Here is a 21,153-nt window from a genome sequence, read left to right as displayed (position 1 = left end):
TTTTCAAGCTAACTTATTGATTAATAAGCGCTTTACTTAGAGCCTCCTGCTCAGCGAGAGGGCGAATTATAGAGATCTCAGCACGGCCGTCAAGCACTTATTTACCGCAATCCAATAAAAAAGCCCGACCCCCTAACAGGGGCCGGGCCTAAGGCCTTATATGGCGGCGCCTATACCGACAAATAGCTACTTATATGTGCCTTGTCGATTTGCTCACCAACCGCTTCGTGGACTATCTGCCCCTTGTCTATCACCAGCATTCGGTCCGCGACATTAAGCGCGAAACTCAAGACCTGCTCCGAGACCACGATACTGATCTTACGCATCTGCTTGATCTCATTCAGCGTGGTAGCCAGCTGCTTGATGATTGAAGGCTGAATCCCCTCTGTTGGTTCATCCAGCAACAGGACTTTAGGATCGGCGGCCAACGCACGGCCGATCGCCAACTGCTGTTGCTGACCACCCGACAGGTTGCCCGCCTTGCGATGACGCATTTCCAGCAATACCGGAAACAACTCATAGATATCATCCGGCACCTTGCGACGCCCAGTGACTTCCAGGCCGGCCATGATGTTCTCCTCTACCGTCAGGGTCGGAAATACCATCCGCCCCTGGGGCACGTACGCAATGCCGCTGGCGACGCGTTGATAGGATTGCAGCTTGGACAACCCTTTACCGTTGAACGTGATCTCGCCACCACTACAGGGAATCATGCCAATCAACGATTTGAACAAGGTGGTCTTGCCCATACCATTGCGCCCCATGATGGCGACAGTTTCGTTTTCGCCGACTTCCAGGTTGATGCCGTGGATCACTTCGCTCATGCCATAACTGACCCGCAAATCGCTTACCGTCAACATGCTCAGACTCCTTATCGGTCAGTGGCCGAGATAAACCTCAATGACCTTTTCGTTTTTCTGCACTTCGTCCATCTTGCCCTCTGCAAGCAATTTGCCCTGGTGCAGCACGGTGACGCGATGGGCAATGTCTTTCACAAAGTCCATGTCATGCTCGATCACGATAACGGAGCGTCCCTTGCTGATACGCCCCAGCAACTCCGCTGTAGCTTCACGCTCGGAGACACTCATACCGGCGACCGGCTCATCCAGCATTAATAGCTCAGGGTCCTGTATCAGCAACATGCCGATTTCCAGCCATTGCTTCTGACCATGACTTAGCAGGCCGGCACTGGTATCCAGTCGGTCGCTAAGGAATATGTCCTCCGCTACTTCCAGCACCCGCGCCATCACCTTGTCGGTCACCTTGAAGAACAGGCTGCCGAATACCGTGCGCCCTTTCGGGTAGGACAGCTCCAGGTTTTCCCGAACGCTCAGATTTTCGTAGATAGAGGGAGTCTGAAACTTGCGACCGACCCCCGCTTTGACAATGTCGTGTTCAACCAGCTTGGTCAGCTCGGTATCTTTGAACACGATCGAGCCAGACGATGCCTTGGTTTTGCCGCAGATCAAATCCAGCAGCGTCGTCTTGCCAGCACCGTTGGGGCCAATCACAACGCGCACTTCATTACGCTCGACGTACAGATTCAAACCGTCGACTGCTTTAAAGCCATCAAAAGAGACCGTCAGATCTTCAATCGCCAACAATATGGGAGAACTCATGATTGCGCCTCCTGAGCAGCAGACTCGTCGCTACCTTCCTTGCTTTTCGATTTACGCGAGAACAACGCGAGTACGCGCGGCTGAACATAGTCTTCGTAAATACCCGCCAGCCCCCTGGGGAACAGCAGCACGACAGCAATAAAGAGCGCGCCCATAAACACAATCCAGAGCTGCGGGAACGTTTCGGACAACATAGTCTTGGCGAGATTGACCAGCAGCGCGCCATATACCGCACCGATCAATGACAGACGCCCACCGACCGCACAGAAGATCACCATCTCGATCGACACCACGGTGCCAACAAAGGAAGGCGACATGAAGCCCACCTGCAGTGCGAACATCGCACCGCCGAGTGCCGAGAAAACACCGGCCAAGGCGAACACAAAGATCTTGATATTGGCGACGTCGTAGCCGGAGAAGCGCACGCGGTCTTCCTGATCGCGCATGGCGATCAGCAGCTTGCCGTAGCGACTGCTCAGCACAAACTGGCCAACCAGCACACAGACAATCAACAGCACGCAGCAGAGAAAATAGAGCAGGTACTTGGCACTATCGGGCCGAATATCCCAGCCCAACATCGTGCGCAGGTCGGTGATGCCGTTGATACCGCCGGTATAACCTTGCTGACCGATAATCAGAATGGTCGCAATGGAAGCAATGGCCTGGGTGATAATCGCGAAGTACACACCCCCTACCCGCCGCTTGAACATCGCCGCACCAATAAGGAAGGCAAACAACGCCGGCACAGTCAGGATAAGCAGGACTGTCAGCGTCAAACTGTGGAAGGGCATCCACATCGCCGGCAGCTCGGTAATCTGGTTCCAGTCCATAAAGTCTGGAATACCCGGCGTACTTTGAATCGACGTGTTCTCCGGGCTGGACGCTTCCAGCTTGAGAAACATCGCCATGCAGTAACCGCCAATTCCAAAAAATACGCCCTGGCCCAGACTGAGAATACCGCCGTAACCCCAGCACAACACCAGCCCAACCGCGACGAACGCGTAGGTTAGGTACTTGCCAACCAGATTAAGCCGGAACACATCCAGCGTCAGTGGCAAAACCACCAGAAGCAGGACGGTCAGCGCCAGCAACTGCCAAAGCCGTTGCCGTCCCCCAAATGCTGCTATCCATTTTTCCATTTCAATAACCTCCAGCCCGGGCGTCGCTTAGCGACGCACCTTGCTTGCAAATAGCCCCTGGGGACGGAACATCAGAATGCCTACCACGGTCAGCAAGGTAATTACCTTGGCCATGGAGCCGCTCAGGAAGAATTCAAGAATCGACTGCGACTGAGCAATGCCGAAGGCTGAGACCACGGTGCCGAGCAGACTGGCTGCGCCACCGAAGACCACGACCAGGAAGGTGTCGACAATATAGAGCGATCCGGTTGTAGGGCCTGTCGAGGCAATGGTGGTAAAAGCAGCCCCGGCAACGCCCGCAATGCCGCAACCCAATGCGAAGGTAAAACGGTCAACCCGCTGGGTATTGATACCCGCGGCGTTTGCCATTGCCCGGTTTTGCGTGGTGGCGCGCACCTTGATGCCCCACCGCGAGCGATACAGCAGTATCACTACCAGCAGCGTCATCAACGAAGTGATGCCCATCACGAACAGGCCGTTCAATGGAATATCGATAATATCGGTCGGCGCCCACGAACCCATCAGCCAGTCAGGCATAACCACGCTGACTTCACGCGGACCGAAAGTAGAGCGGTAAATCTGTTGCAGGATAAGCCCCAAGCCCCATGTGGCCAGCAACGTATCCAGCGGGCGGCTATATAGGCGCCTGATCAATAGCATTTCGACCAGATAGCCCAATATAAAAGTACCGGCAAAGGCGAGCACCACCGCCAGGGGAAAGTAAAATTCCTGCATCCAGGGCCAGGTTTCCGTGGCCAGTTCAGACACTATCCAGGTGATGTACGCGCCCAAAGTGAGAAACTCACCATGAGCCATGTTGATGACGCCCATCTGCCCGAAAATGATCGCCAGCCCAAGGGCCATTAGCAGAAAGACGCAGAACAGGCTTAAACCACTAAAGCCCTGCATGACGAAGATGGCCGTCAGCTCCTGCGATGTATAACCGCCCATAATTGCTCTCCTAGACTCGGAAGGATGCGGCCGCGAGGGCCGCACCAGGTTGCTTCACGTCACCAGGACGTCTTATTGATAACCTTCCGGGAAGGGGTTTGGCTCGATCAGGTCAGATTCGTAGACCACTTCGGCTTGACCATCTGCGTTCCAGCGACCAACACGCAGCTTGCTCCACAGGTGATGGTTGTCGTGAACTTTCACGTAACCCTCAGGTGCGGTAGTCAGCTCGATACCAGGAGAGGCGGCGGCCACAGCGTCCACATCAAAGCTACCGGCTTTCTCAACCGCTGCTTTCCACAACCACGGGCCAAGATAGGCAGCCTGGGTCACATCACCCATGACACTGTCTTCACCCCAACGCTCTTTGAATGCTGCAACAAAGGCAGCGTTGTTTTCGTTGTCCAGCGACTCGAAGTACTTCATCGCCGAGTAGAAACCTTCCATGTTCTCGCCACCGATGCCGAGCACTTCGTCTTCGGTAACCGAGATGGTCATGATGGTTTGACGATCAGAGGTGATGCCGGCCGCTTTCAGCTGCTTCCACCAGGCGACGTTGGAGCCACCAACGATGCTGGAGTAAACGACATCAGGCTTTTTCAGGCGGATCTTGTTAATCAGCGAGCCGAAGTTGGTGTTACCCAGTGGGTAGTACTCTTCGCCTACCACAGTGCCGCCCAATACATCTTCGATGTGCTTGCGCGCGATCTTGTTGGAGGTACGTGGCCAGATGTAGTCGGAGCCAACCAGATAGAAAGTTTTGGCGTCTTTCTCTTCAGCGATCCAGTCGAGACCGGCAATAATCTGCTGGGTCGCTTCCTGGCCGGTGTAGATTACGTTCTTGGACTGCTCCAGACCTTCATAGAAAGTCGGGTAGTACAGCATGCCATTTTCGTTTTCGAAGACTGGCAATACCGCTTTGCGTGAAGCCGAGGTCCAGCAACCGAATACAGCGGCCACATTATCCTGCACCAGCAACTTGCGCGCTTTCTCAGCAAAGGTAGGCCAGTCACTGGCGCCATCTTCCTGAATGATCTCAATCTGACGGCCGAGCACACCGCCCGCTGCGTTGATCTGCTCAATAGCCAGCATCTCTGCTTCTACCGAGCCGGTTTCACTAATCGCCATGGTGCCGGTGATCGAATGGAGAATACCGACCTTGACGGTGTCATCGGTAACGGCCAGTCCAGTGGTGTTGACCTCAGTGGCACCGACCATACCGGAAAAGCCCAACCCGGTACTCAGAGCCAGCCCTAGAAGACGACGCTTCCAGGCCGGTTTGCTGCGTGTTGAATCGTGCATAGGGTAAATCTCCTTAGTGTGGGTAACACCGGAAAGCGGGCCTCACTCCCTACCCGCTCGCCTGTCACCCTCACACCAGAGCAACCACTGTGCCAGCCACTCAAAGACGACCTTGAATTTAATTGGCCAAAAAAGGAAAAACCATTCAAATCAAACGTATACCCCCTGAAAAAAGAATCACGCCGCAAGCGCTTCCCGCGCATTGTCAAATGCGCACCCAGCAAAATGACAATGCGCCTCTAACAATGTCATGACAATGTCAGCAACGGCGCCATGACATTGTTAATCCTGACGCTATCAGCTTTGCCATATACAACTTAAATCCTCATTAACGTATTGATTTTTATCGCATTTCAAAATGTAAACAAAGCTGGCACGCCTCATGCTCTAGGTTCAGCACGGGCCATTACCAGGCCTGACAAACCACCCGAAGCAGAGGATTGCCTGTCATGGCTGAAACACTGATCAAAATCGACCTGAGCAAAAGCCCCAAGGAACACGACAACATTCATAACCGTTGGCATCCCGACGTGCCCATGGTTGCCACTGTTAAGCCCGGCGCCGACTTCATCATCGAGTGCATGGACTGGACCGGTGGCCAAATCGGTAACAATGACAGCGCTGAAGACGTGCGCGACGTTGACCTTACCAAGGTGCATTACCTGAGCGGTCCGGTTGCCGTTGAAGGCGCAGAGCCTGGCGACCTGATGGTGGTCGACATTCTCGACATCGGCGCCTTTGCCGACCAAATGTGGGGCTTCAACGGCGTCTTCGCCAAAGAGAACGGTGGCGGCTTTCTTACCGAGCACTATCCTGAAGCCCGCAAGACCATCTGGGACTTCAACGGCATCTATACCAAGTCCCGCCATATCCCCGGCGTTGAGTTTATCGGCCTGATGCACCCCGGCCTGATCGGCTGCCTGCCCTCGCAAGAGCTGCTGGATGAGTGGAACACCCGCGAGCAAGCACTGATCGACACCGATCCGGACCGGGTACCAGGCCTGGCCAATCCGCCTTACGCACCAACGGCCCACGTTGGCCGCGCCACCGGAGACAAAGCCGCCAAAGTAGCCAATGAAGGTGCCCGCACAGTGCCGCCACGCGAGCATGGTGGTAACTGCGACATCAAGGATCTGACCAAGGGTTCACGCGTGTTCTTTCCGGTGTATGTCAAAGGCGGCGGCCTGTCGATGGGCGACTTGCACTTTTCCCAGGGCGACGGCGAAATCACCTTCTGCGGTGCGATCGAAATGGCCGGCTGGATTCACATCCGCGTCAACCTGATCAAGGACGGCGTGAAGAAGTACGGTGTGAAGAACCCGATCTTCCAGCCCAGCGACATGGCGCCCAGCTATAAGAAGCACCTCATTTTTGAAGGTATTTCGGTCGACGAGAACGGCAAGCAGCATTATCTCGACGCGCACGTCGCCTATCGTCAAGCGTGCCTGAATGCCATTGAATACCTGAAGAAGTTTGGTTACAGCGGTGCACAGGCCTACTCGCTGCTGGGCACTGCACCAGTACAGGGCCACATCAGCGGCATCGTCGACGTGCCTAACGTGTGCGCCACGGTGTGGATCCCGACCGAAATCTTTGATTTCGACATCATGCCAAATGCCGATGGCCCAACCATCGCGGTAACTAGCGACGAAGTACCCACAGCACTCTGGAAGGGCTGACCGCAGGCGCGCGGCCTGCACCACCCTGGCGCAGGCCGCCTTACTTCATTCGCACTAAACGGGAGCGATCCATGCCGCTATACGATTTTGAATGCGCCGCCTGCGGCCCCTTCGAAGCCTTGCTGCCCAGCAGTGAGCGCAACCTGCCGCGTGCCTGTCCAGCCTGCAGCCAGCCTATGCAGCGGCTGATTTCGGCGCCACGTCTGCAGAGCATGAACAGCCATCAGCGCAAGGCGCATGAGACCAACGAGCGCAGCGCCCACGAGCCCAGGGTCAGCCAAGGGCACAGTTGTTGCAGTTCAGGTAGCTGTCAGCACAAGCCGCGTGCCGATGGGCAGCCCCCTGCCCTGAAGCAGCAAAGCGGTCCGCGACGACCCTGGATGATCAGCCACTAGGCTGAATCGATGGCAGGCAGTGCCTGCTTGTTGATATTCCTACCGAACATCGGTGACAGGTCGCGCGGACATCCATTCGCCGCGAGGACCTATTCATCTTGAATTTAAAGCCTGAACGGATAGCCCAACAGATGATGAAGCGCGAACTGGTCGTCATTCTGGAAATGGCCAAGCTACTGGAGAAACCGCTGGATGCGCCGCGCACAATTCAAGGCATCCTGCGCCTGCTGTCGCAACTGTATGGGCTGAACTGCGGCCGCGTAAGCCTCCCCGAAGCCAATTCCGACAACCTGCACGTGAAGTACTCCTACGGTCTGGCGGTCGATGATCTCAAGGCGGGGCGCTTTAATCTGCATGTCGACCAGGGCGTCACCGGGTATGTCATGCGTACCGGCTCAATCGGCCTGGTGCCGGATGTCGACAACGAACCCCTGTTCGTGCGGCGCATTACCGAGCTGGCCCACCACGGCGGAGGACGCATGGCCTTTATTTCGGTACCGATTCTGGAATCGGGCAAACCCATAGGCGTGCTCTCGGTTCAGCGCGAAGGCATGCACGAGCGGCCGTTTGATGGTGATATCAGCCTGCTGCGTGTCGCTGCCGCCATGGTTGGCCAAGTGCTGCGTATTCATCAGTTTGTGGTCGAGCAGACCGAGCACCTGGTCAAGGAAAATCAGAACCTGCGACACAGCATCGCGATCGAGGGCATGCTCAAGCAAAGTCTGGCACATGGCATTCTGGGCAGCAGCCCGGCGCTGATGGACGCCGTGCGCTCAACCATCCAGGTCGCCCACAGCGACGCGCCAGTAATGCTGCTGGGCGAGTCCGGCACCGGTAAAGAAAAATTCGCGCGGATGATTCACCAGCAAAGCGACCGCCGCGAGAAGCCGTTTATCTGCATCAACTGCGCCGCGATCCCGGCAGATCTGCTCGAATCCGAGTTGTTTGGGCACACCAAAGGTGCCTTTACCGGCGCCTCGCAGAACAAACAGGGCAAGATTGTGCAAGCCGATGGCGGCACCCTGTTCCTGGATGAAATCGGCGATATGCCCCTGTCCCTGCAGGCCAAACTGCTGCGTGTACTGCAGGAGAAAAAGGTCGACCCGATCGGCAGTAATGAAGCTGTTTCGGTGGATTTCCGCGTCATCACCGCCACCCACGTCAACCTGCAGGCGTCGGTCAACCAAGGCGCTTTTCGGCTGGACCTGTTCTACCGCCTGCACGTCGTGCCAGTTCACCTGCCGCCACTACGCGAACGCCAGGACGATATTCGGCAGCTGGCTCTGCATTTTCTCAACGAACTGAACCACCACTATGAGCGTAACTGGAGCCTCAGTACCGATGCCTTCCCGGTGCTCGAAAACTTTGATTGGCCGGGCAATATTCGGCAATTACAGAACGTGCTGGAGCGAGCTGCGCTAACCAGTGAGCAAGAATTACTGACCGCTGAGACGCTGCGCCGTGCGCTGTCATCAGAGAGTTCAATCAACGTCCCGGTGGGCAATCGCGCCAGCAACCCACCTGCCGCAGCTCAGTCCGCCACAGCCCCTGCGGTTGCAGAAACGCGTCAGTACGGCCGCTCCTACAACTGGGTGCAGCAGGGCGAAGCCGAGCAGATACGCGCCATGCTGTCGCAAACCAACAACAATCAGTCCGAAGCCGCGCGACGACTCAACATCAGCCTCAGGCAATTGCGCTACCGGGTCGACAAGCTCGGCATTGGGCGCGCCTGAAACACTAACCAACCCGAACGGAGCAGTTACCATGCGTCACGGAGATATCTCAAGCAGTCCCGATACCGTTGGTGTCGCGGTCGTCAACTACAAGATGCCGCGCCTGCACAGCAGAGAAGAAGTACTCGACAACGCACGCAAGATTGCCGACATGGTAGTCGGCATGAAGAAAGGCCTGCCCGGCATGGACCTGGTGGTATTTCCCGAATACAGCACCATGGGCATCATGTACGACAACGACGAGATGATGGCCACCGCCGCCACCATTCCCGGCGATGAAACCCGCATCTTCAGCGAAGCCTGCAAACAGGCAAAGACCTGGGGCATCTTCTCGCTGACCGGCGAGCAGCACGAAGAGCATCCGAATAAAGCGCCCTACAACACGCTGATTCTGATCAACGATCAGGGTGAGATAGTGCAAAAGTACCGCAAGTGCATTCCCTGGTGCCCCATCGAAGGCTGGTATCCCGGTGACCGCACCTACGTCAGCGACGGCCCCAAGGGCATGAAAATCAGCCTTATCATCTGTGACGACGGCAACTACCCGGAAATCTGGCGTGACTGCGCCATGAAGGGTGCCGAGCTGATCGTGCGCTGCCAGGGCTATATGTATCCGGCCAAAGAGCAGCAGGTGATGATGTCCAAGTCCATGGCCTGGGCCAACAACTGCTACGTAGCGGTAGCCAACGCCACCGGCTTCGACGGCGTCTATTCCTATTTCGGCCACTCCGCCATCATCGGCTTTGACGGCCGCACCCTGGGAGAATGCGGCGAAGAGGACATGGGCATCCAGTATGCGCAACTGTCGGTCTCGCAGATTCGCGATGCACGCGCCAACGACCAATCGCAGAATCACCTGTTCAAACTACTGCATCGTGGCTACACCGGCATGTACAACTCCGGCGATGGCGACCGTGGCGTCGCTGATTGCCCGTTCGACTTCTATCGCACCTGGGTGCTGGACGCAGAAAAGGCACGCGACGACGTCGAGGCCATGACCCGCAAGACCATTGGTGTGGCCGACTGCCCGGTGGGCGAGCTACCGCACCCAGGCAAGGATCGTGAAGCCGGTGCCTGAAATGGACAGCGGCGCCCGCGCCGCTGTTCCTGCCTTCGCTGACGGATGCAAGCATGCCCTTTATCAACGACGTACTGGACGCCAATCAGCAGCACGACACTGAACGCAAACCAGCCACTCAATCACGTTTCCTCTTCGATCCGGACCAGGTGATGGCGCGACTAAGCAGCCGCATCATTGGCCAGAGCGAGGCACTGGACGAAATCAGCAACAGCCTGAAAGTAGTCAAGGCAGAGCTGGGCGACCCACATCGCCCGCTAGCTACCTTTTTGCTGCTCGGCCCGACCGGCGTGGGTAAAACCGAAACGGTGCGCCTGCTGGCAGAAGCCCTGCACGGCAGCAGTGACGCCTTCTGCCGCATTGATATGAACACCTTGGCACAGGAGCACTACGCCGCGTCCCTGACCGGCGCGCCACCCGGGTATGTCGGCAGCAAGGAAGGCACCACGCTATTTGATCGCCAAGCCATCGAAGGCGACTACGGACGACCCGGTATTGTGCTGTTTGACGAGCTGGAGAAAGCCAACGATCAGGTCATTCGTGCGCTGATGAACGTGCTCGACAACGGCCAACTGCGCCTCAGCGCCGGCAACACCACCCTGAATTTTCGCAACAGCCTGATCTTCATGACCTCCAACCTGGGCGCTGGCCAGCAGTCGTCCGGCGCGCGCTGGTTACCGGCACACTGGCGCGCAATACAACAAAAGCGCAGGCAGGAGGCCGCCCTCAGCGCCCGGCTGGATCCCGAGTTCATCAACCGCATAGATCACCGCATTCACTATCAAAGCCTACCCGGCGACCAACTGGAGCAGCTGGTCGATCTAGCGCTGGAAAAACTCAATCAGCGTCTCGGGCGACATAAGGTGCAGCTGGTATTGGATCAGGCCGCACGCCAATGGCTGGCGCGACAAGGACACGATCCACGCTATGGCGCACGCGCCATGGCCCGCGCCTTCCGACGCCACCTGGAGCCCGCAGTTGCGCACTATCTACTAAACCCGGACGAGTGCCCGACAGGCAGCCAGCTACGCGCCAGCCTGGGCAAAGGCAATACAACATTACGCATCAGCCCTATAGCCCCTGACCACTAAGGCACAACAAATAGCAGACACAAAAAACCCCGCCGTAGCGGGGTTTTTTCACATCAACCGACTCAGATGCAGTCTTCGACTGACTTGAGCGGGTAATGCGCCGGGTAAGGCAGAGTCGCCACACCGGAGTCGATAGCCGCCTGAGCAACCGCAGCAGGCACCTTCTCGATCAAACGAACGTCCATCGGCTTGGGAATGATGTACTCACGACCAAATGACAGCTCGATTCCGCCGTAGGCTTCAGAGACGTATTCAGGTACTGGCTCTTTGGCCAGTTCACGGATAGCGTGAACGGCGGCAATCTTCATTTCTTCGTTGATACGGGTCGCACGAACGTCGAGCGCACCACGGAAGATGAAGGGGAAGCCCAGTACGTTGTTGACCTGGTTCGGGTAATCGGAACGGCCAGTCGCCATGATCACGTCAGGACGTGCGGCATGCGCCAGCTCAGGATCAATTTCCGGATCAGGGTTGGAGCAAGCAAACACGATGGGGTTTTCCGCCATCAGTTTCAGCTCGGCCGGTTGCAGCAGGTTCGGACCAGACAGGCCAACGAACACATCAGCACCTTTCATGGCATCAGCCAGGGTACGTTTTTCAGTCTCGGTCGCGAAGATGGCCTTGTACTCGTTCAGGTCATCACGGCCGGAGTGAATCACACCCTTACGGTCGAGCATGTAGATGTTTTCGGTCTTGGCGCCCATGCTGACCAGCAGCTTCATACAGGCAATAGCAGCAGCACCAGCACCCAGACAAACGATCTTGGCGTCTTCGATGGTCTTGTCAGCCAGCTCCAGCGCGTTGATCATCGCGGCAGCGGTAACGATCGCGGTGCCGTGCTGGTCATCATGGAATACCGGGATGTCGCACTGTTCGATCAGCGCGCGCTCGATTTCAAAGCACTCGGGCGCCTTGATATCTTCGAGGTTGATGCCACCGAAAGTGCATGAAATGCGCTTAACAGTATCAATGAAAGCCTGTGGGCTCTCGGCTTCAACTTCGATGTCGAATACGTCGATACCAGCAAAGCGCTTGAACAGCACGCCCTTGCCTTCCATTACCGGCTTGCTGGCCAGCGGGCCAAGATTACCCAGACCCAGAATGGCGGTACCGTCGGAGATAACGGCAACCAGGTTGCCCTTACCGGTGTATTTATAGGCGTTTTCCAGATCCTTGGCGATTTCACGCACCGGTTCTGCTACACCCGGGCTGTAGGCCAGTGCCAGATCACGCGCAGTGGCGGTCGGCTTGGTCAGTTCTACGCTCAGTTTGCCTGGACGCGGATGTGCGTGGTAGGCGAGTGCATCAGTTCTCAAATCAGACATGGTCAATAGTTTCCGGTCAGGTTGCTCATGCGGACGACGGAGAATACAGAAAAGGTGTATGGCTCACAAGGTTATTCACCGCATCAATGTCAAGGACATTATCTTACAACTTTGAGTCATATTGATGGCAGGCTGGCTGCTTTGCGCGACTAACTATGATAGCGCTTATAATCGCCGAATCTGCAGCGGGTGGCGCACATTGAGCATGAAACGCCGGAATCCGGGGCGCATACCACCCCAGTTTTGTCGATCAATGATCCAGCCGCGCAACTCCAGCTCGGCACCAATCCAGCTACGATCAGGCAAGGATCCAAAAGCCTCGCTATCAGCCGCGACAAAGCGCAGCGTCAAAGGCCCCTCGAGATCAACCCACAGCGTATTGCCCGCCCGATTGACTGCGCTAACCTTGCCGCGTACCAGATGAAAGCCACCGCTGCGCAGGTCACTCGTCGCAACGACTGGCTGCTCCTGCCATAACCCCAGGTGGGCATTTCGGGCAACCTGTTCCGCTGCGGCATGACACGCAACCATTGCCACGTTGGGCGGGATAGCAACGGCATAACCCATGCCCCTGGCCAGCAGTTGTGCTTCCAAATTGCGCCCCTGCTCATCAAACAGGTAACCCAGAGTACGGCCATAGCGATCGGTTGCCTCGCTGCCGGTAACCAAATAAAGCGTCGCATCCTCGGCCAACGCCTGCAGCGCGCGCCGGGCTGCCTGCGCATAGGGCTCGGATGGCTTGCCATTACGTCCCAGCTCGGGGGAATTGATACCAATCAAACGCACGCGGCGGCCATCACGCAGGCGAAGGGTATCGCCATCGGTAACCCGCTGAGTCTTCACCGCTTCGGCGCCTGCCGGCATGACACAGGGATCGTCGTGCGACTGCGCGAAGACCGGCAGAGCCAACAGACAGGCAACAAAAAAGGCGCCCCAATGGGACGCCTTTTTTCGATTGGACAATGCCACCAGGGCCTGTCTGATCGTCTTACTTGCTGCTGACTGCGCCGAAACGCTGCTTGAAGCGCTCGATACGTCCGCCAGTGTCCAGAACCTTCTGCTTACCGGTGTAGAAGGGGTGACACTCGGAGCATACGTCCAGGTGGATAGGGGCACACAGGCTGGAACGGGTAGTGATCACGTTACCGCAGCTGCAGGTGGCCTTGATTTCTTCGTACTTGGGATGCAAATCAGCTTTCATGGTCTTTCCTCGGTTGGTTTGTGCCGCCACCGGATCAACCTGATCAGGCACCGCACTCACTAAACTATCTACCAGTCCCGTGGCTGAATGCAAGGCTTGCATACAGAGTGACCGGAAATTAGGCCGGCGATGATAACAGAATCCTTCCTTTACGCAAGCCCGGCGTTTTTCGATGGCGGTGGTAACATGGGCCTCTGCTAAACGGAGTCTGCTACGTGCCACCACTGATCCTGCAAGTTGCCCTGCCCTCGCCTCTGCGGCGCCTGTTCGACTATCAGGCACCTGAGGGTGTAGCGCATGAGCAGCTGCGGGTTGGTCAGCGGGTGCGAGTGCCCTTTGGTCGACGATCAATGATCGGCGTGATTGCCGGATTGAGCGAGCACACAGAGGTGCCAAGCGGCAAACTCAAGCCGGCCGAAGCGCTGATCGACACCGCGCCGCTATTGCCGGCGAGCATGTGGAAGCTGTGCCTGTGGACAGCACGCTACTATCAGCATGGCTTGGGCGATACGCTGAATGTGGCGCTGCCGGTGCTCTTACGCCAGGGCGAGCCCGCACTGGCGCGTCAGGATCGACTATGGCAACTGCTGCCGGGCGCCTATCCGGAGCACCCGGCCATCCAGCGCGCGCCCAAGCAGAAGCAGGCCGTGCAGGTATTGGCCCAACATCCGCATGGCCTATCGCACGCCCTGATTTCGCAGTGGGGGCTTAACCGCGTCGCGCTGGAGGCACTGGAAGAAAAGGGCCTGGTGCAGCGGATAGAGCAGTCACCGCACCACGTCGCCGAACCGCTTCCTTTATTACGGCAGGCTCCGCTAACGGCCAATGACGAGCAGCAAGCCGCGCTGGATGCGATTCTTGGTAAAACCGGTTTTAACGCCTGGTTGCTGGAAGGCGTGACCGGCAGCGGCAAGACCGAAGTATATCTGCAGGCTATTGAGCAGTGCCTGCGCAGCGGCCATCAGGCCCTGGTACTGATTCCCGAGATCGGCCTGACGCCACAAACCCTTGAGCGCTTCCAACAGCGTTTCAGTGCCCCGGTAGTGATTTTGCACTCGGGCCTCAACGACCGTGAACGACTCGACGCCTGGATCGCTGCCCGCGAAGGCGAGGCCGGTATAGTCATTGGGACCCGCTCGGCCATTTTCACTCCGCTCGCGCGCCCTGGGCTGATCATCGTCGATGAAGAGCACGATCTGTCGTATAAGCAGCAGGAAGGGCTGCGCTACAACGCGCGTGATCTGGCGGTGTACCGCGCTCACCTGGAAGATGTTGCCATTATTCTGGGCTCGGCCACGCCCTCGCTGGAAAGCCTGCATAACGTCGAGCAGGGCCGCTATCAGCTATTGCGCCTGAGCCAACGCGCCGGCAACGCCAAGCCGCCGAGTTTTCAGTGCTTGGATATACGCAGTCGCCCACTGGAAGGTGGCTTATCTCGACCCCTTACCCTGCTGATTGGCGATCACCTGAATAAGGGTAATCAGGTCCTGGTTTTCATCAACCGGCGCGGCTTTGCCCCCACCCTGATGTGCCATGACTGCGGCTGGATCGCCGAGTGCAAGCGCTGCGATGCACGAATGACGGTGCACCAATCACCGGCACACCTGCATTGTCATCATTGCAACAGCCAGCGGCCGCTAGATAAGCACTGCCCCAAATGCCAGGGCACCGACCTACGCCCGCTCGGCGCCGGTACCGAGCGAACCGAAGAGTACCTGAATGAGCGTTTCCCGGATTTTCCAGTGTTGCGTATCGACCGCGAGAGCATGAGCCGCAAGAAGGCCATGCAGCAGATGATGGAGACCATCCAGAGTGCGCAACCATGCATCCTGGTCGGCACCCAAATGCTTGCCAAAGGACATCATTTTCCAGACGTCACCCTGGTTGCCATTCTGGATGCCGACGGCGGCCTGTTCTCAGCTGACTTCCGCGGCCCGGAGCGCATGGCGCAGATGATCACTCAGGTCGCCGGTCGCGCCGGTCGCGCCGAGAAACCAGGCCAAGTCATTATTCAAACCCATATGGCCGAGCATCCACTGCTGATCGAGCTGACCGAGCAGGGCTATGCCGCCATTGCCAAGCGCGAACTGGCCGAGCGCGCCGTCTCACAGCTACCCCCCTACCGTTTCATGGCGCTGCTGCGCGCTGAGGCCAACAACGCCTACGCCGCCAACCAGTTTCTGGAAGAGGCCCTGCAGCAAGCAGAGCAACTGGTAGCTCAACATCAACTCGATGAGATCGACCTGCTGGGCCCGGTGCCCTCGCCCATGGAAAGACGTGCCGGCCGCTACCGCGCGCAACTGCTGTTGCAGGCAGCCCAGCGCTCCACCTTGCACCAGGTAGTGCATCTGCTACTGCCTATCCTGGAGCAGCACCCGGAGTCACGTCGGGTGCGCTGGTCGATTGATATAGATCCGTTGGACATGTTCTGAGCTGAACATTTGGCAATGTGCCCGTTAGCACGGATAATGTCGGGTTTTCACTAGGCACCTGCCGGATACTCCATTAAATGAAGAACCTGATCAGCCAGCTTCTGGCCACCGCCGTCGAATCACTCAAGAACGAAGGCGTACTGCCAGCCGACATCAATCCCAATATTCAGGTGGAGACCGCCCGCGACAAGACGCATGGCGACTTCGCCAGCAATCTGGCAATGATGCTGGCCAAACCAGCCAAAATGAAGCCGCGCGACCTGGCAGATAAAATCGTTGCGGCACTGCCCGCGCACCAGGCTGTCTCCAGCGTAAACATCGCTGGCCCCGGCTTCATCAACTTTTTCCAGGACAGCGGCTGGCTTGCCGCACAACTGCAAGCCGCACTGGACGACGACCGACTGAGCGCGCGCGCCGCCGGCGACACGCAAACCGTGGTGGTGGATTACTCCGCGCCCAACCTGGCCAAGGAAATGCACGTTGGTCACCTGCGCTCATCCATCATCGGTGATGCCGTTGCCCATGTACTGGAGTATCTCGGCCACACCGTGATCCGCCAGAACCACGTTGGCGACTGGGGTACCCAGTTCGGTATGTTGCTGGCCTTTATGGAAGAGAACCCGGTTGAAGCCGAGGCCGAGCTGGGCGATCTTGAGAACTTCTATCGCCAGGCGAAGAAACGCTTTGATGAAAGCGCCGAGTTCGCCAACCGCGCGCGTGAGCGCGTCGTGCAACTGCAGGCTGGCGACCCCGAGTGTCTGGCTCTGTGGAACCGCTTCAACCAGATTTCCCTCGGCCACTGCCAGGCTGTCTACGACCGCCTGGGTGTGAGCCTCACTCCCGCCGACGTGCGCGGCGAAAGCGCCTATAACGACCAACTCGCCGGTATCGTCAGCGACCTGCGTGCAGCAGGCCTGATAACCGAAAGCGAAGGCGCGCAGTGCGTATTCCTCGATGAGTTCAAAAACAGTGAAGACAAGCCCCTGCCCGTGATAGTGCAGAAGGCAGGTGGCGGTTACCTGTACGCCACCACTGATCTAGCGGCCATGCGTTATCGCTACTCGCAGCTACACGCCGACCGCGTGCTCTACTTTGTCGACCAGCGTCAGGCACTGCACTTTCAGCAGGTGTTTGCCGTCGCCCGCAAGGCAGGCTTCGTGCCCGCCGACATGCAACTTGAGCACATGGGCTTTGGCACCATGAATGGCGCCGATGGCCGCCCGTTCAAAACCCGCGACGGCGGCACTATCAAACTGATCGACCTGCTTGATGAGGCCGAGCAACGCGCCCACACACTGGTCGCCGAAAAGAATCCCGAGTTACCTGCCAGTGAACTGCGCGAGATTGCTGCCGCCGTTGGTATCGGCGCGGTGAAATATGCCGACCTGTCCAAGCATCGCAGCAGCGATTACAGCTTCAATTTTGATCAGATGCTCAGCTTTGAAGGCAACACCGCGCCCTACCTGATGTATGCCTATACCCGTGTCGCCAGCGTGTTCCGTAAACTGGAGCGGCCCATGAGCCAGCTGGACGACCTGGCACCGCTGGTACTGGAAGCGCCGAACGAGGTTGAGCTGGGCGCGCATCTGGCGCAATTCGGCAACACCCTCAACTATGTTGCCCGCGAGGGTACTCCCCACGTACTCTGCCATTACCTGTACGAGCTGGCCGGCCGCTTCTCCAGCTTTTACGAGCAGTGCCCGATTCTGGCAGCCGACAACCAGGCCCAGCGTGACAGCCGCCTGCGCCTCGCCGCATTGACCGGGCGTACGCTGCAGCAAGGCCTCACCCTACTTGGTATCAACACATTGGAGCGCATGTAAGACGCATGGCTAAAGGACGCAAAGCAGCCCCCCGTCGCGGCGCCAGCCGCGCGCAATCCGCCAGCAAGCGCAAAGGCATTCCCGGCTGGCTATGGCTGGTCAGCGGACTGGTGATCGGCTTGTTCGTGGCTTTCCTGTTCCAGCTGGAACCAGGTCACGACAACGTCAAACGCAGCCCTGCGCCACCCAAGCCAAGCAACAATGCGGCGGTCAGGCCTGAGCAGCCAGAAAAGCCGCGTTATGACTTCTATACCCTGCTGCCCGAGTCAGAGGTAATAGTCCCGGAGAATACCGGCAAGGTAGAAACACCGCCTGAACCGGAAAAAACGCCGGAAGCTAGCGCCGAGAGTACCGTGCGTTACTACCTGCAGGCTGGCTCCTTCAAGCAAAAGGCCGACGCTGATCGCGTGCGCGCACAGATCTTGTTGCTCGGCCTGGACGTACACCTGGAGAGCGCCAAACTCAACGACGGCCAGACCTGGCATCGCGTACAGGTAGGACCATTCAACAACAAGGACAGCCTCGACCAGGCGCAGAGCACCCTCAGCGGTAACGGCTTCCAGAACCTGCTGCCACAACAACGCTCGCGCTAATCACTACCAATCTCAGCCCGGATGATTTAACGCGTTCGGGCTGAGTAGACACCTCGCACCACCGCCTTGCCTTGAAATCCCCTCGCTAGCCCCCAGATAGTTTTCAGGCAGCTTGTTGCCTCCTATTTTCCACAGCCAACCAGGAGTTGCGCGTGACTACAATCGTATCCGTCCGTCGACACGGCAAGGTCGTGATCGGTGGCGACGGCCAGGTCTCCCTCGGCAATACCGTCATGAAGGGCAATGCTCGCAAGGTACGTCGCCTTTATAAAGACCAGGTTATCGCTGGTTTCGCCGGCGGCACCGCCGACGCTTTCACACTGTTCGAGCGCTTTGAAGCGCAGCTGGAAAAACACCAGGGTAATCTGGTCCGTGCCGCTGTTGAGTTGGCCAAGGACTGGCGCACCGATCGTGCGCTGCGCAAACTTGAAGCCCTGTTGGCTGTGGCCAACAAAGATGCATCCCTGATCATTACCGGTAACGGGGACGTGATCGAACCCGAGCACGGGTTGATTGCCATTGGTTCTGGCGGACCTTTCGCTCAAGCCTCGGCTACGGCACTGCTGCGCCATACCGAGATGTCCGCTCGCGACATCGTCGAATCCAGCTTGGGTATCGCCGGTGAGATATGCATCTATACCAACCACAACCAGACAATCGAGGAGCTGGACGCCAATACCTGAGGCGCCCGGAAGCACAAGCATGTCCATGACCCCACGCGAGATTGTCCATGAACTGGACCGCCATATCATTGGCCAGCAGGACGCCAAGCGCGCCGTTGCCATAGCCCTGCGCAATCGCTGGCGCCGCCAGCAGCTGCCCGATGAGCTGCGCGCCGAAGTCACGCCTAAAAACATCTTGATGATAGGCCCGACCGGTGTCGGTAAAACCGAAATTGCCCGCCGCCTGGCCAAGCTGGCCCAAGCACCTTTCATCAAAGTCGAAGCGACCAAGTTCACCGAAGTGGGCTATGTTGGCCGCGATGTTGAATCCATCATCCGCGACCTGATCGACGCTGCACTCAAGCTGCTGCGCGAGCAGGAAATGGTCAAAGTGCGCTTCCGCGCTGAAGACGCCGCAGAAGAGCGCATTCTTGATGCCCTGCTGCCACCGGCTCGTCAAGCCACCGGCGATCAGCCCGAGCGCGCAGAAAACAGCACGCGCCAGCTGTTCCGCAAACGTCTGCGCGAAGGTGAGCTGGACGACAAGGACATCGAGATCGAGGTTTCCGAAGCGCCGATGGGCGTAGAAATCATGACGCCGCCCGGTATGGAAGAGATGACCAGCCAGCTGCAGAACATGTTCTCGAACCTGGGTAAGGATAAGAAGAAATCCCGCACCCTCAAGGTGAAGGAAGCGCTCAAGCTGGTACGCGACGAAGAAGCCGCCAAGATGGTCAACGAAGACGAGCTCAAGGGCCGCGCCATTGAAGCCGTCGAGCAAAACGGGATTGTCTTTATCGACGAGATCGACAAGGTCAGCAAGCGCGGTGATAGCGGCGGCGGTGCCGATGTATCACGCGAAGGCGTGCAGCGCGACCTGCTGCCGCTGATTGAAGGCTGCACGGTGAACACCAAGTTCGGCATGGTCAAAACCGACCATATCCTTTTCATCGCATCGGGTGCTTTCCACCTGACCAAGCCGTCAGATCTGATTCCCGAGCTGCAAGGTCGTTTGCCGATCCGCGTCGAGCTGCAATCACTGACGCCCGGTGACTTCGAGCGCATTCTGACCGAACCGGATGCCTCTCTAACCGAGCAGTACCGTGCCTTGATGAAGACCGAGGAGCTGAACATCGAGTTCAGTAAAGACGCCATCTCCCGCTTGGCTGAGATTGCCTGGCAGGTCAATGAGAAAACCGAGAATATCGGTGCTCGTCGCCTGCATACGGTACTCGAACGCCTGCTGGAAGAAGTCTCCTTCAGCGCTGGCGATCTCGCGTCCAAGCATACCGAAGAGCCCCTGATGATTGATGCGGCTTATGTCGACAAGCACCTGGGTGAGCTGGCGGTTAACGAAGATCTGTCACGCTATATTCTGTAAACCCAGCGGCAAGCTGCAAGCGGCAAGCCCCAAGCAACCAGGTCGCACTGGTCAGCTTGTAGCTTGTAGCTTGTAGCTTGTAGCTTGTAGCTCAGGAGTTTCGATGACTGCCCCCATACCCACCACCATCAAACTGCAAAAAACCTCGCGCAGCCTGCGGTTGGGTTACGCCGATGGCCGCGAGTTTGTCTTGCCGGCGGAATACCTGCGGGTGCTGTCGCCTTCTGCGGAAGTGCGTGGGCACGGCAAGCCCATTCTGCAAACCGGCAAGCAGGAAGTTGGCCTGACCGGCGTCGAGACCGCGGGGCGTTATGCGCTGAAATTGGTCTTTGACGATGGCCATGACAGCGGCCTTTATACCTGGGCCTACCTCTACCAGCTCGCCACCGAGCAGGAGACCCGTTGGCAGCACTATCTGGATCAACTGCACACTGCCGGTGCCTCGCGTGACCCGCACACCTCAGCTATACGACTCTTACCCTAAGCTCTATATCACTGCTTTTTCCCTCGCAATGCTCTAGCACAGGGCATCCACGCAACGCCCTACTCTCGCCTCCGCCAACATCCTAATTGTTGGCATATCACATGCTTGTAAAGCTTCCCGGGATATCGTCAAACGACCAAAAAAAACGTGCGATGGTTTTTAAATAGTTTTCTTAACAGCCTCTGACCCTCGTGCTAAGTTGTCTCAAGGGTGCGACACCAGAAGCCAGATATGACTACTTGCTGATGATCCACCGCACTGGCTT

General features: G+C 57.6%; 19 protein-coding genes. 11 read left to right on the top strand and 8 right to left on the bottom strand.

From position 1 onward, the window contains the following. Positions 1-170: 170 nt before the first annotated feature. The 5 genes from urtE to urtA form a co-directional block, all read right to left on the bottom strand. Positions 171-860, bottom strand: a complete 690-nt coding sequence (gene urtE, locus EF096_RS12820) for an urea ABC transporter ATP-binding subunit UrtE (RefSeq protein ID WP_123890085.1) — start codon at positions 858-860, stop codon at positions 171-173. Between the two features lie 18 nt (positions 861-878). Next, positions 879-1,619, bottom strand: a complete 741-nt coding sequence (gene urtD / locus EF096_RS12815) for an urea ABC transporter ATP-binding protein UrtD (RefSeq protein ID WP_123890083.1) — start codon at positions 1,617-1,619, stop codon at positions 879-881. Continuing rightward, positions 1,616-2,758 (bottom strand): urea ABC transporter permease subunit UrtC, encoded by a 1,143-nt coding sequence (urtC, locus tag EF096_RS12810; RefSeq protein WP_123890081.1) that lies wholly within the window; start codon positions 2,756-2,758, stop codon positions 1,616-1,618. The genes urtD and urtC overlap by 4 nt, the downstream gene beginning before the upstream one ends. A gap of 27 nt (positions 2,759-2,785) precedes the next feature. Next, the gene (gene urtB / locus EF096_RS12805; protein ID WP_123890079.1) at positions 2,786-3,709 is read right to left on the bottom strand and encodes an urea ABC transporter permease subunit UrtB; all 924 of its coding nucleotides are present in this window, start codon (positions 3,707-3,709) and stop codon (positions 2,786-2,788) included. Positions 3,710-3,781: 72 nt separating this feature from the next. Continuing rightward, a complete protein-coding gene (gene urtA, locus EF096_RS12800; protein WP_123890077.1) occupies positions 3,782-5,011 on the bottom strand; it encodes an urea ABC transporter substrate-binding protein in 1,230 nt (409 codons plus the stop codon). Positions 5,012-5,460: 449 nt separating this feature from the next. Here urtA and fmdA point away from each other — a divergent pair, with 449 nt between their 5' ends. The 5 genes from fmdA to EF096_RS12775 all read left to right on the top strand — a co-directional run bounded on the left by fmdA (position 5,461) and on the right by EF096_RS12775 (position 10,987). After that, on the top strand, positions 5,461-6,690 hold the full coding sequence (fmdA, locus tag EF096_RS12795; RefSeq protein WP_123890075.1) for a formamidase: 1,230 nt from the start codon (positions 5,461-5,463) through the stop codon (positions 6,688-6,690). A gap of 71 nt (positions 6,691-6,761) precedes the next feature. Continuing rightward, positions 6,762-7,085 (top strand): FmdB family zinc ribbon protein, encoded by a 324-nt coding sequence (locus EF096_RS12790; RefSeq protein ID WP_123890073.1) that lies wholly within the window; start codon positions 6,762-6,764, stop codon positions 7,083-7,085. A gap of 131 nt (positions 7,086-7,216) precedes the next feature. Then, positions 7,217-8,818, top strand: a complete 1,602-nt coding sequence (locus tag EF096_RS12785) for a sigma-54-dependent Fis family transcriptional regulator (RefSeq protein ID WP_123890071.1) — start codon at positions 7,217-7,219, stop codon at positions 8,816-8,818. Between the two features lie 31 nt (positions 8,819-8,849). Beyond that, positions 8,850-9,896 carry an aliphatic amidase gene (locus EF096_RS12780; RefSeq protein ID WP_123890070.1) on the top strand — a complete coding sequence of 349 codons (1,047 nt, stop codon included), beginning with the start codon at positions 8,850-8,852 and terminating at the stop codon, positions 9,894-9,896. 53 nt (positions 9,897-9,949) lie between these two features. Next, entirely contained in the window at positions 9,950-10,987 is a 1,038-nt protein-coding gene (locus EF096_RS12775) for an AAA family ATPase (protein ID WP_123890068.1), read from the top strand. 62 nt (positions 10,988-11,049) lie between these two features. Here the strand turns inward: EF096_RS12775 and EF096_RS12770 are convergent, their stop codons facing one another. The 3 genes from EF096_RS12770 to rpmE form a co-directional block, all read right to left on the bottom strand. Continuing rightward, positions 11,050-12,312 (bottom strand): malic enzyme-like NAD(P)-binding protein, encoded by a 1,263-nt coding sequence (locus tag EF096_RS12770; RefSeq protein ID WP_123890066.1) that lies wholly within the window; start codon positions 12,310-12,312, stop codon positions 11,050-11,052. A 165-nt stretch (positions 12,313-12,477) separates the two neighbouring features. Then, on the bottom strand, positions 12,478-13,275 hold the full coding sequence (locus EF096_RS12765; protein WP_123890064.1) for a thermonuclease family protein: 798 nt from the start codon (positions 13,273-13,275) through the stop codon (positions 12,478-12,480). Between the two features lie 25 nt (positions 13,276-13,300). Beyond that, positions 13,301-13,513 (bottom strand): 50S ribosomal protein L31, encoded by a 213-nt coding sequence (gene rpmE, locus EF096_RS12760; RefSeq protein ID WP_092287436.1) that lies wholly within the window; start codon positions 13,511-13,513, stop codon positions 13,301-13,303. Positions 13,514-13,728: 215 nt separating this feature from the next. Between rpmE and EF096_RS12755 the strand changes: the two genes are divergently transcribed. The 6 genes from EF096_RS12755 (at position 13,729) to EF096_RS12730 (ending at position 20,888) form a co-directional block, all read left to right on the top strand. Continuing rightward, positions 13,729-15,945, top strand: coding sequence for a primosomal protein N' (locus EF096_RS12755; RefSeq protein WP_123890062.1), 2,217 nt, complete (start codon positions 13,729-13,731; stop codon positions 15,943-15,945). Positions 15,946-16,022: 77 nt separating this feature from the next. Further along, on the top strand, positions 16,023-17,768 hold the full coding sequence (gene argS / locus EF096_RS12750; protein WP_123890060.1) for an arginine--tRNA ligase: 1,746 nt from the start codon (positions 16,023-16,025) through the stop codon (positions 17,766-17,768). Between the two features lie 5 nt (positions 17,769-17,773). Beyond that, the gene (locus EF096_RS12745; RefSeq protein WP_123890058.1) at positions 17,774-18,361 is read left to right on the top strand and encodes an SPOR domain-containing protein; all 588 of its coding nucleotides are present in this window, start codon (positions 17,774-17,776) and stop codon (positions 18,359-18,361) included. Positions 18,362-18,513: 152 nt separating this feature from the next. After that, on the top strand, positions 18,514-19,044 hold the full coding sequence (gene hslV, locus EF096_RS12740) for an ATP-dependent protease subunit HslV (RefSeq protein WP_123890056.1): 531 nt from the start codon (positions 18,514-18,516) through the stop codon (positions 19,042-19,044). 19 nt (positions 19,045-19,063) lie between these two features. Then, on the top strand, positions 19,064-20,404 hold the full coding sequence (gene hslU, locus EF096_RS12735) for an HslU--HslV peptidase ATPase subunit (protein WP_123890054.1): 1,341 nt from the start codon (positions 19,064-19,066) through the stop codon (positions 20,402-20,404). 103 nt (positions 20,405-20,507) lie between these two features. Further along, positions 20,508-20,888 carry a gamma-butyrobetaine hydroxylase-like domain-containing protein gene (locus tag EF096_RS12730; RefSeq protein WP_123890052.1) on the top strand — a complete coding sequence of 127 codons (381 nt, stop codon included), beginning with the start codon at positions 20,508-20,510 and terminating at the stop codon, positions 20,886-20,888. Positions 20,889-21,153 lie beyond the last annotated feature (265 nt).

This window comes from Pseudomonas neustonica (assembly GCF_003797945.1).
Classification (GTDB): domain Bacteria; phylum Pseudomonadota; class Gammaproteobacteria; order Pseudomonadales; family Pseudomonadaceae; genus Halopseudomonas; species Halopseudomonas neustonica.
The sequence above is the reverse complement of the archived record's forward strand: the minus strand, read 5'-3'. Positions and strand labels throughout refer to the sequence as shown.

Bases quoted from the DNA above. Each gene is read 5' to 3' on its own strand.
- urtE (WP_123890085.1), bottom strand. From the start codon at position 860: ATGTTGACGGTAAGCGATTTGCGGGTCAGTTATGGCATGAGCGAAGTG.
- urtD (WP_123890083.1), bottom strand. From the start codon at position 1,619: ATGAGTTCTCCCATATTGTTGGCGATTGAAGATCTGACGGTCTCTTTT.
- urtC (WP_123890081.1), bottom strand. From the start codon at position 2,758: ATGGAAAAATGGATAGCAGCATTTGGGGGACGGCAACGGCTTTGGCAG.
- urtB (WP_123890079.1), bottom strand. From the start codon at position 3,709: ATGGGCGGTTATACATCGCAGGAGCTGACGGCCATCTTCGTCATGCAG.
- urtA (WP_123890077.1), bottom strand. From the start codon at position 5,011: ATGCACGATTCAACACGCAGCAAACCGGCCTGGAAGCGTCGTCTTCTA.
- fmdA (WP_123890075.1), top strand. From the start codon at position 5,461: ATGGCTGAAACACTGATCAAAATCGACCTGAGCAAAAGCCCCAAGGAA.
- EF096_RS12790 (WP_123890073.1), top strand. From the start codon at position 6,762: ATGCCGCTATACGATTTTGAATGCGCCGCCTGCGGCCCCTTCGAAGCC.
- EF096_RS12785 (WP_123890071.1), top strand. From the start codon at position 7,217: ATGATGAAGCGCGAACTGGTCGTCATTCTGGAAATGGCCAAGCTACTG.
- EF096_RS12780 (WP_123890070.1), top strand. From the start codon at position 8,850: ATGCGTCACGGAGATATCTCAAGCAGTCCCGATACCGTTGGTGTCGCG.
- EF096_RS12775 (WP_123890068.1), top strand. From the start codon at position 9,950: ATGCCCTTTATCAACGACGTACTGGACGCCAATCAGCAGCACGACACT.
- EF096_RS12770 (WP_123890066.1), bottom strand. From the start codon at position 12,312: ATGTCTGATTTGAGAACTGATGCACTCGCCTACCACGCACATCCGCGT.
- rpmE (WP_092287436.1), bottom strand. From the start codon at position 13,513: ATGAAAGCTGATTTGCATCCCAAGTACGAAGAAATCAAGGCCACCTGC.
- argS (WP_123890060.1), top strand. From the start codon at position 16,023: ATGAAGAACCTGATCAGCCAGCTTCTGGCCACCGCCGTCGAATCACTC.
- EF096_RS12745 (WP_123890058.1), top strand. From the start codon at position 17,774: ATGGCTAAAGGACGCAAAGCAGCCCCCCGTCGCGGCGCCAGCCGCGCG.
- hslU (WP_123890054.1), top strand. From the start codon at position 19,064: ATGTCCATGACCCCACGCGAGATTGTCCATGAACTGGACCGCCATATC.
- EF096_RS12730 (WP_123890052.1), top strand. From the start codon at position 20,508: ATGACTGCCCCCATACCCACCACCATCAAACTGCAAAAAACCTCGCGC.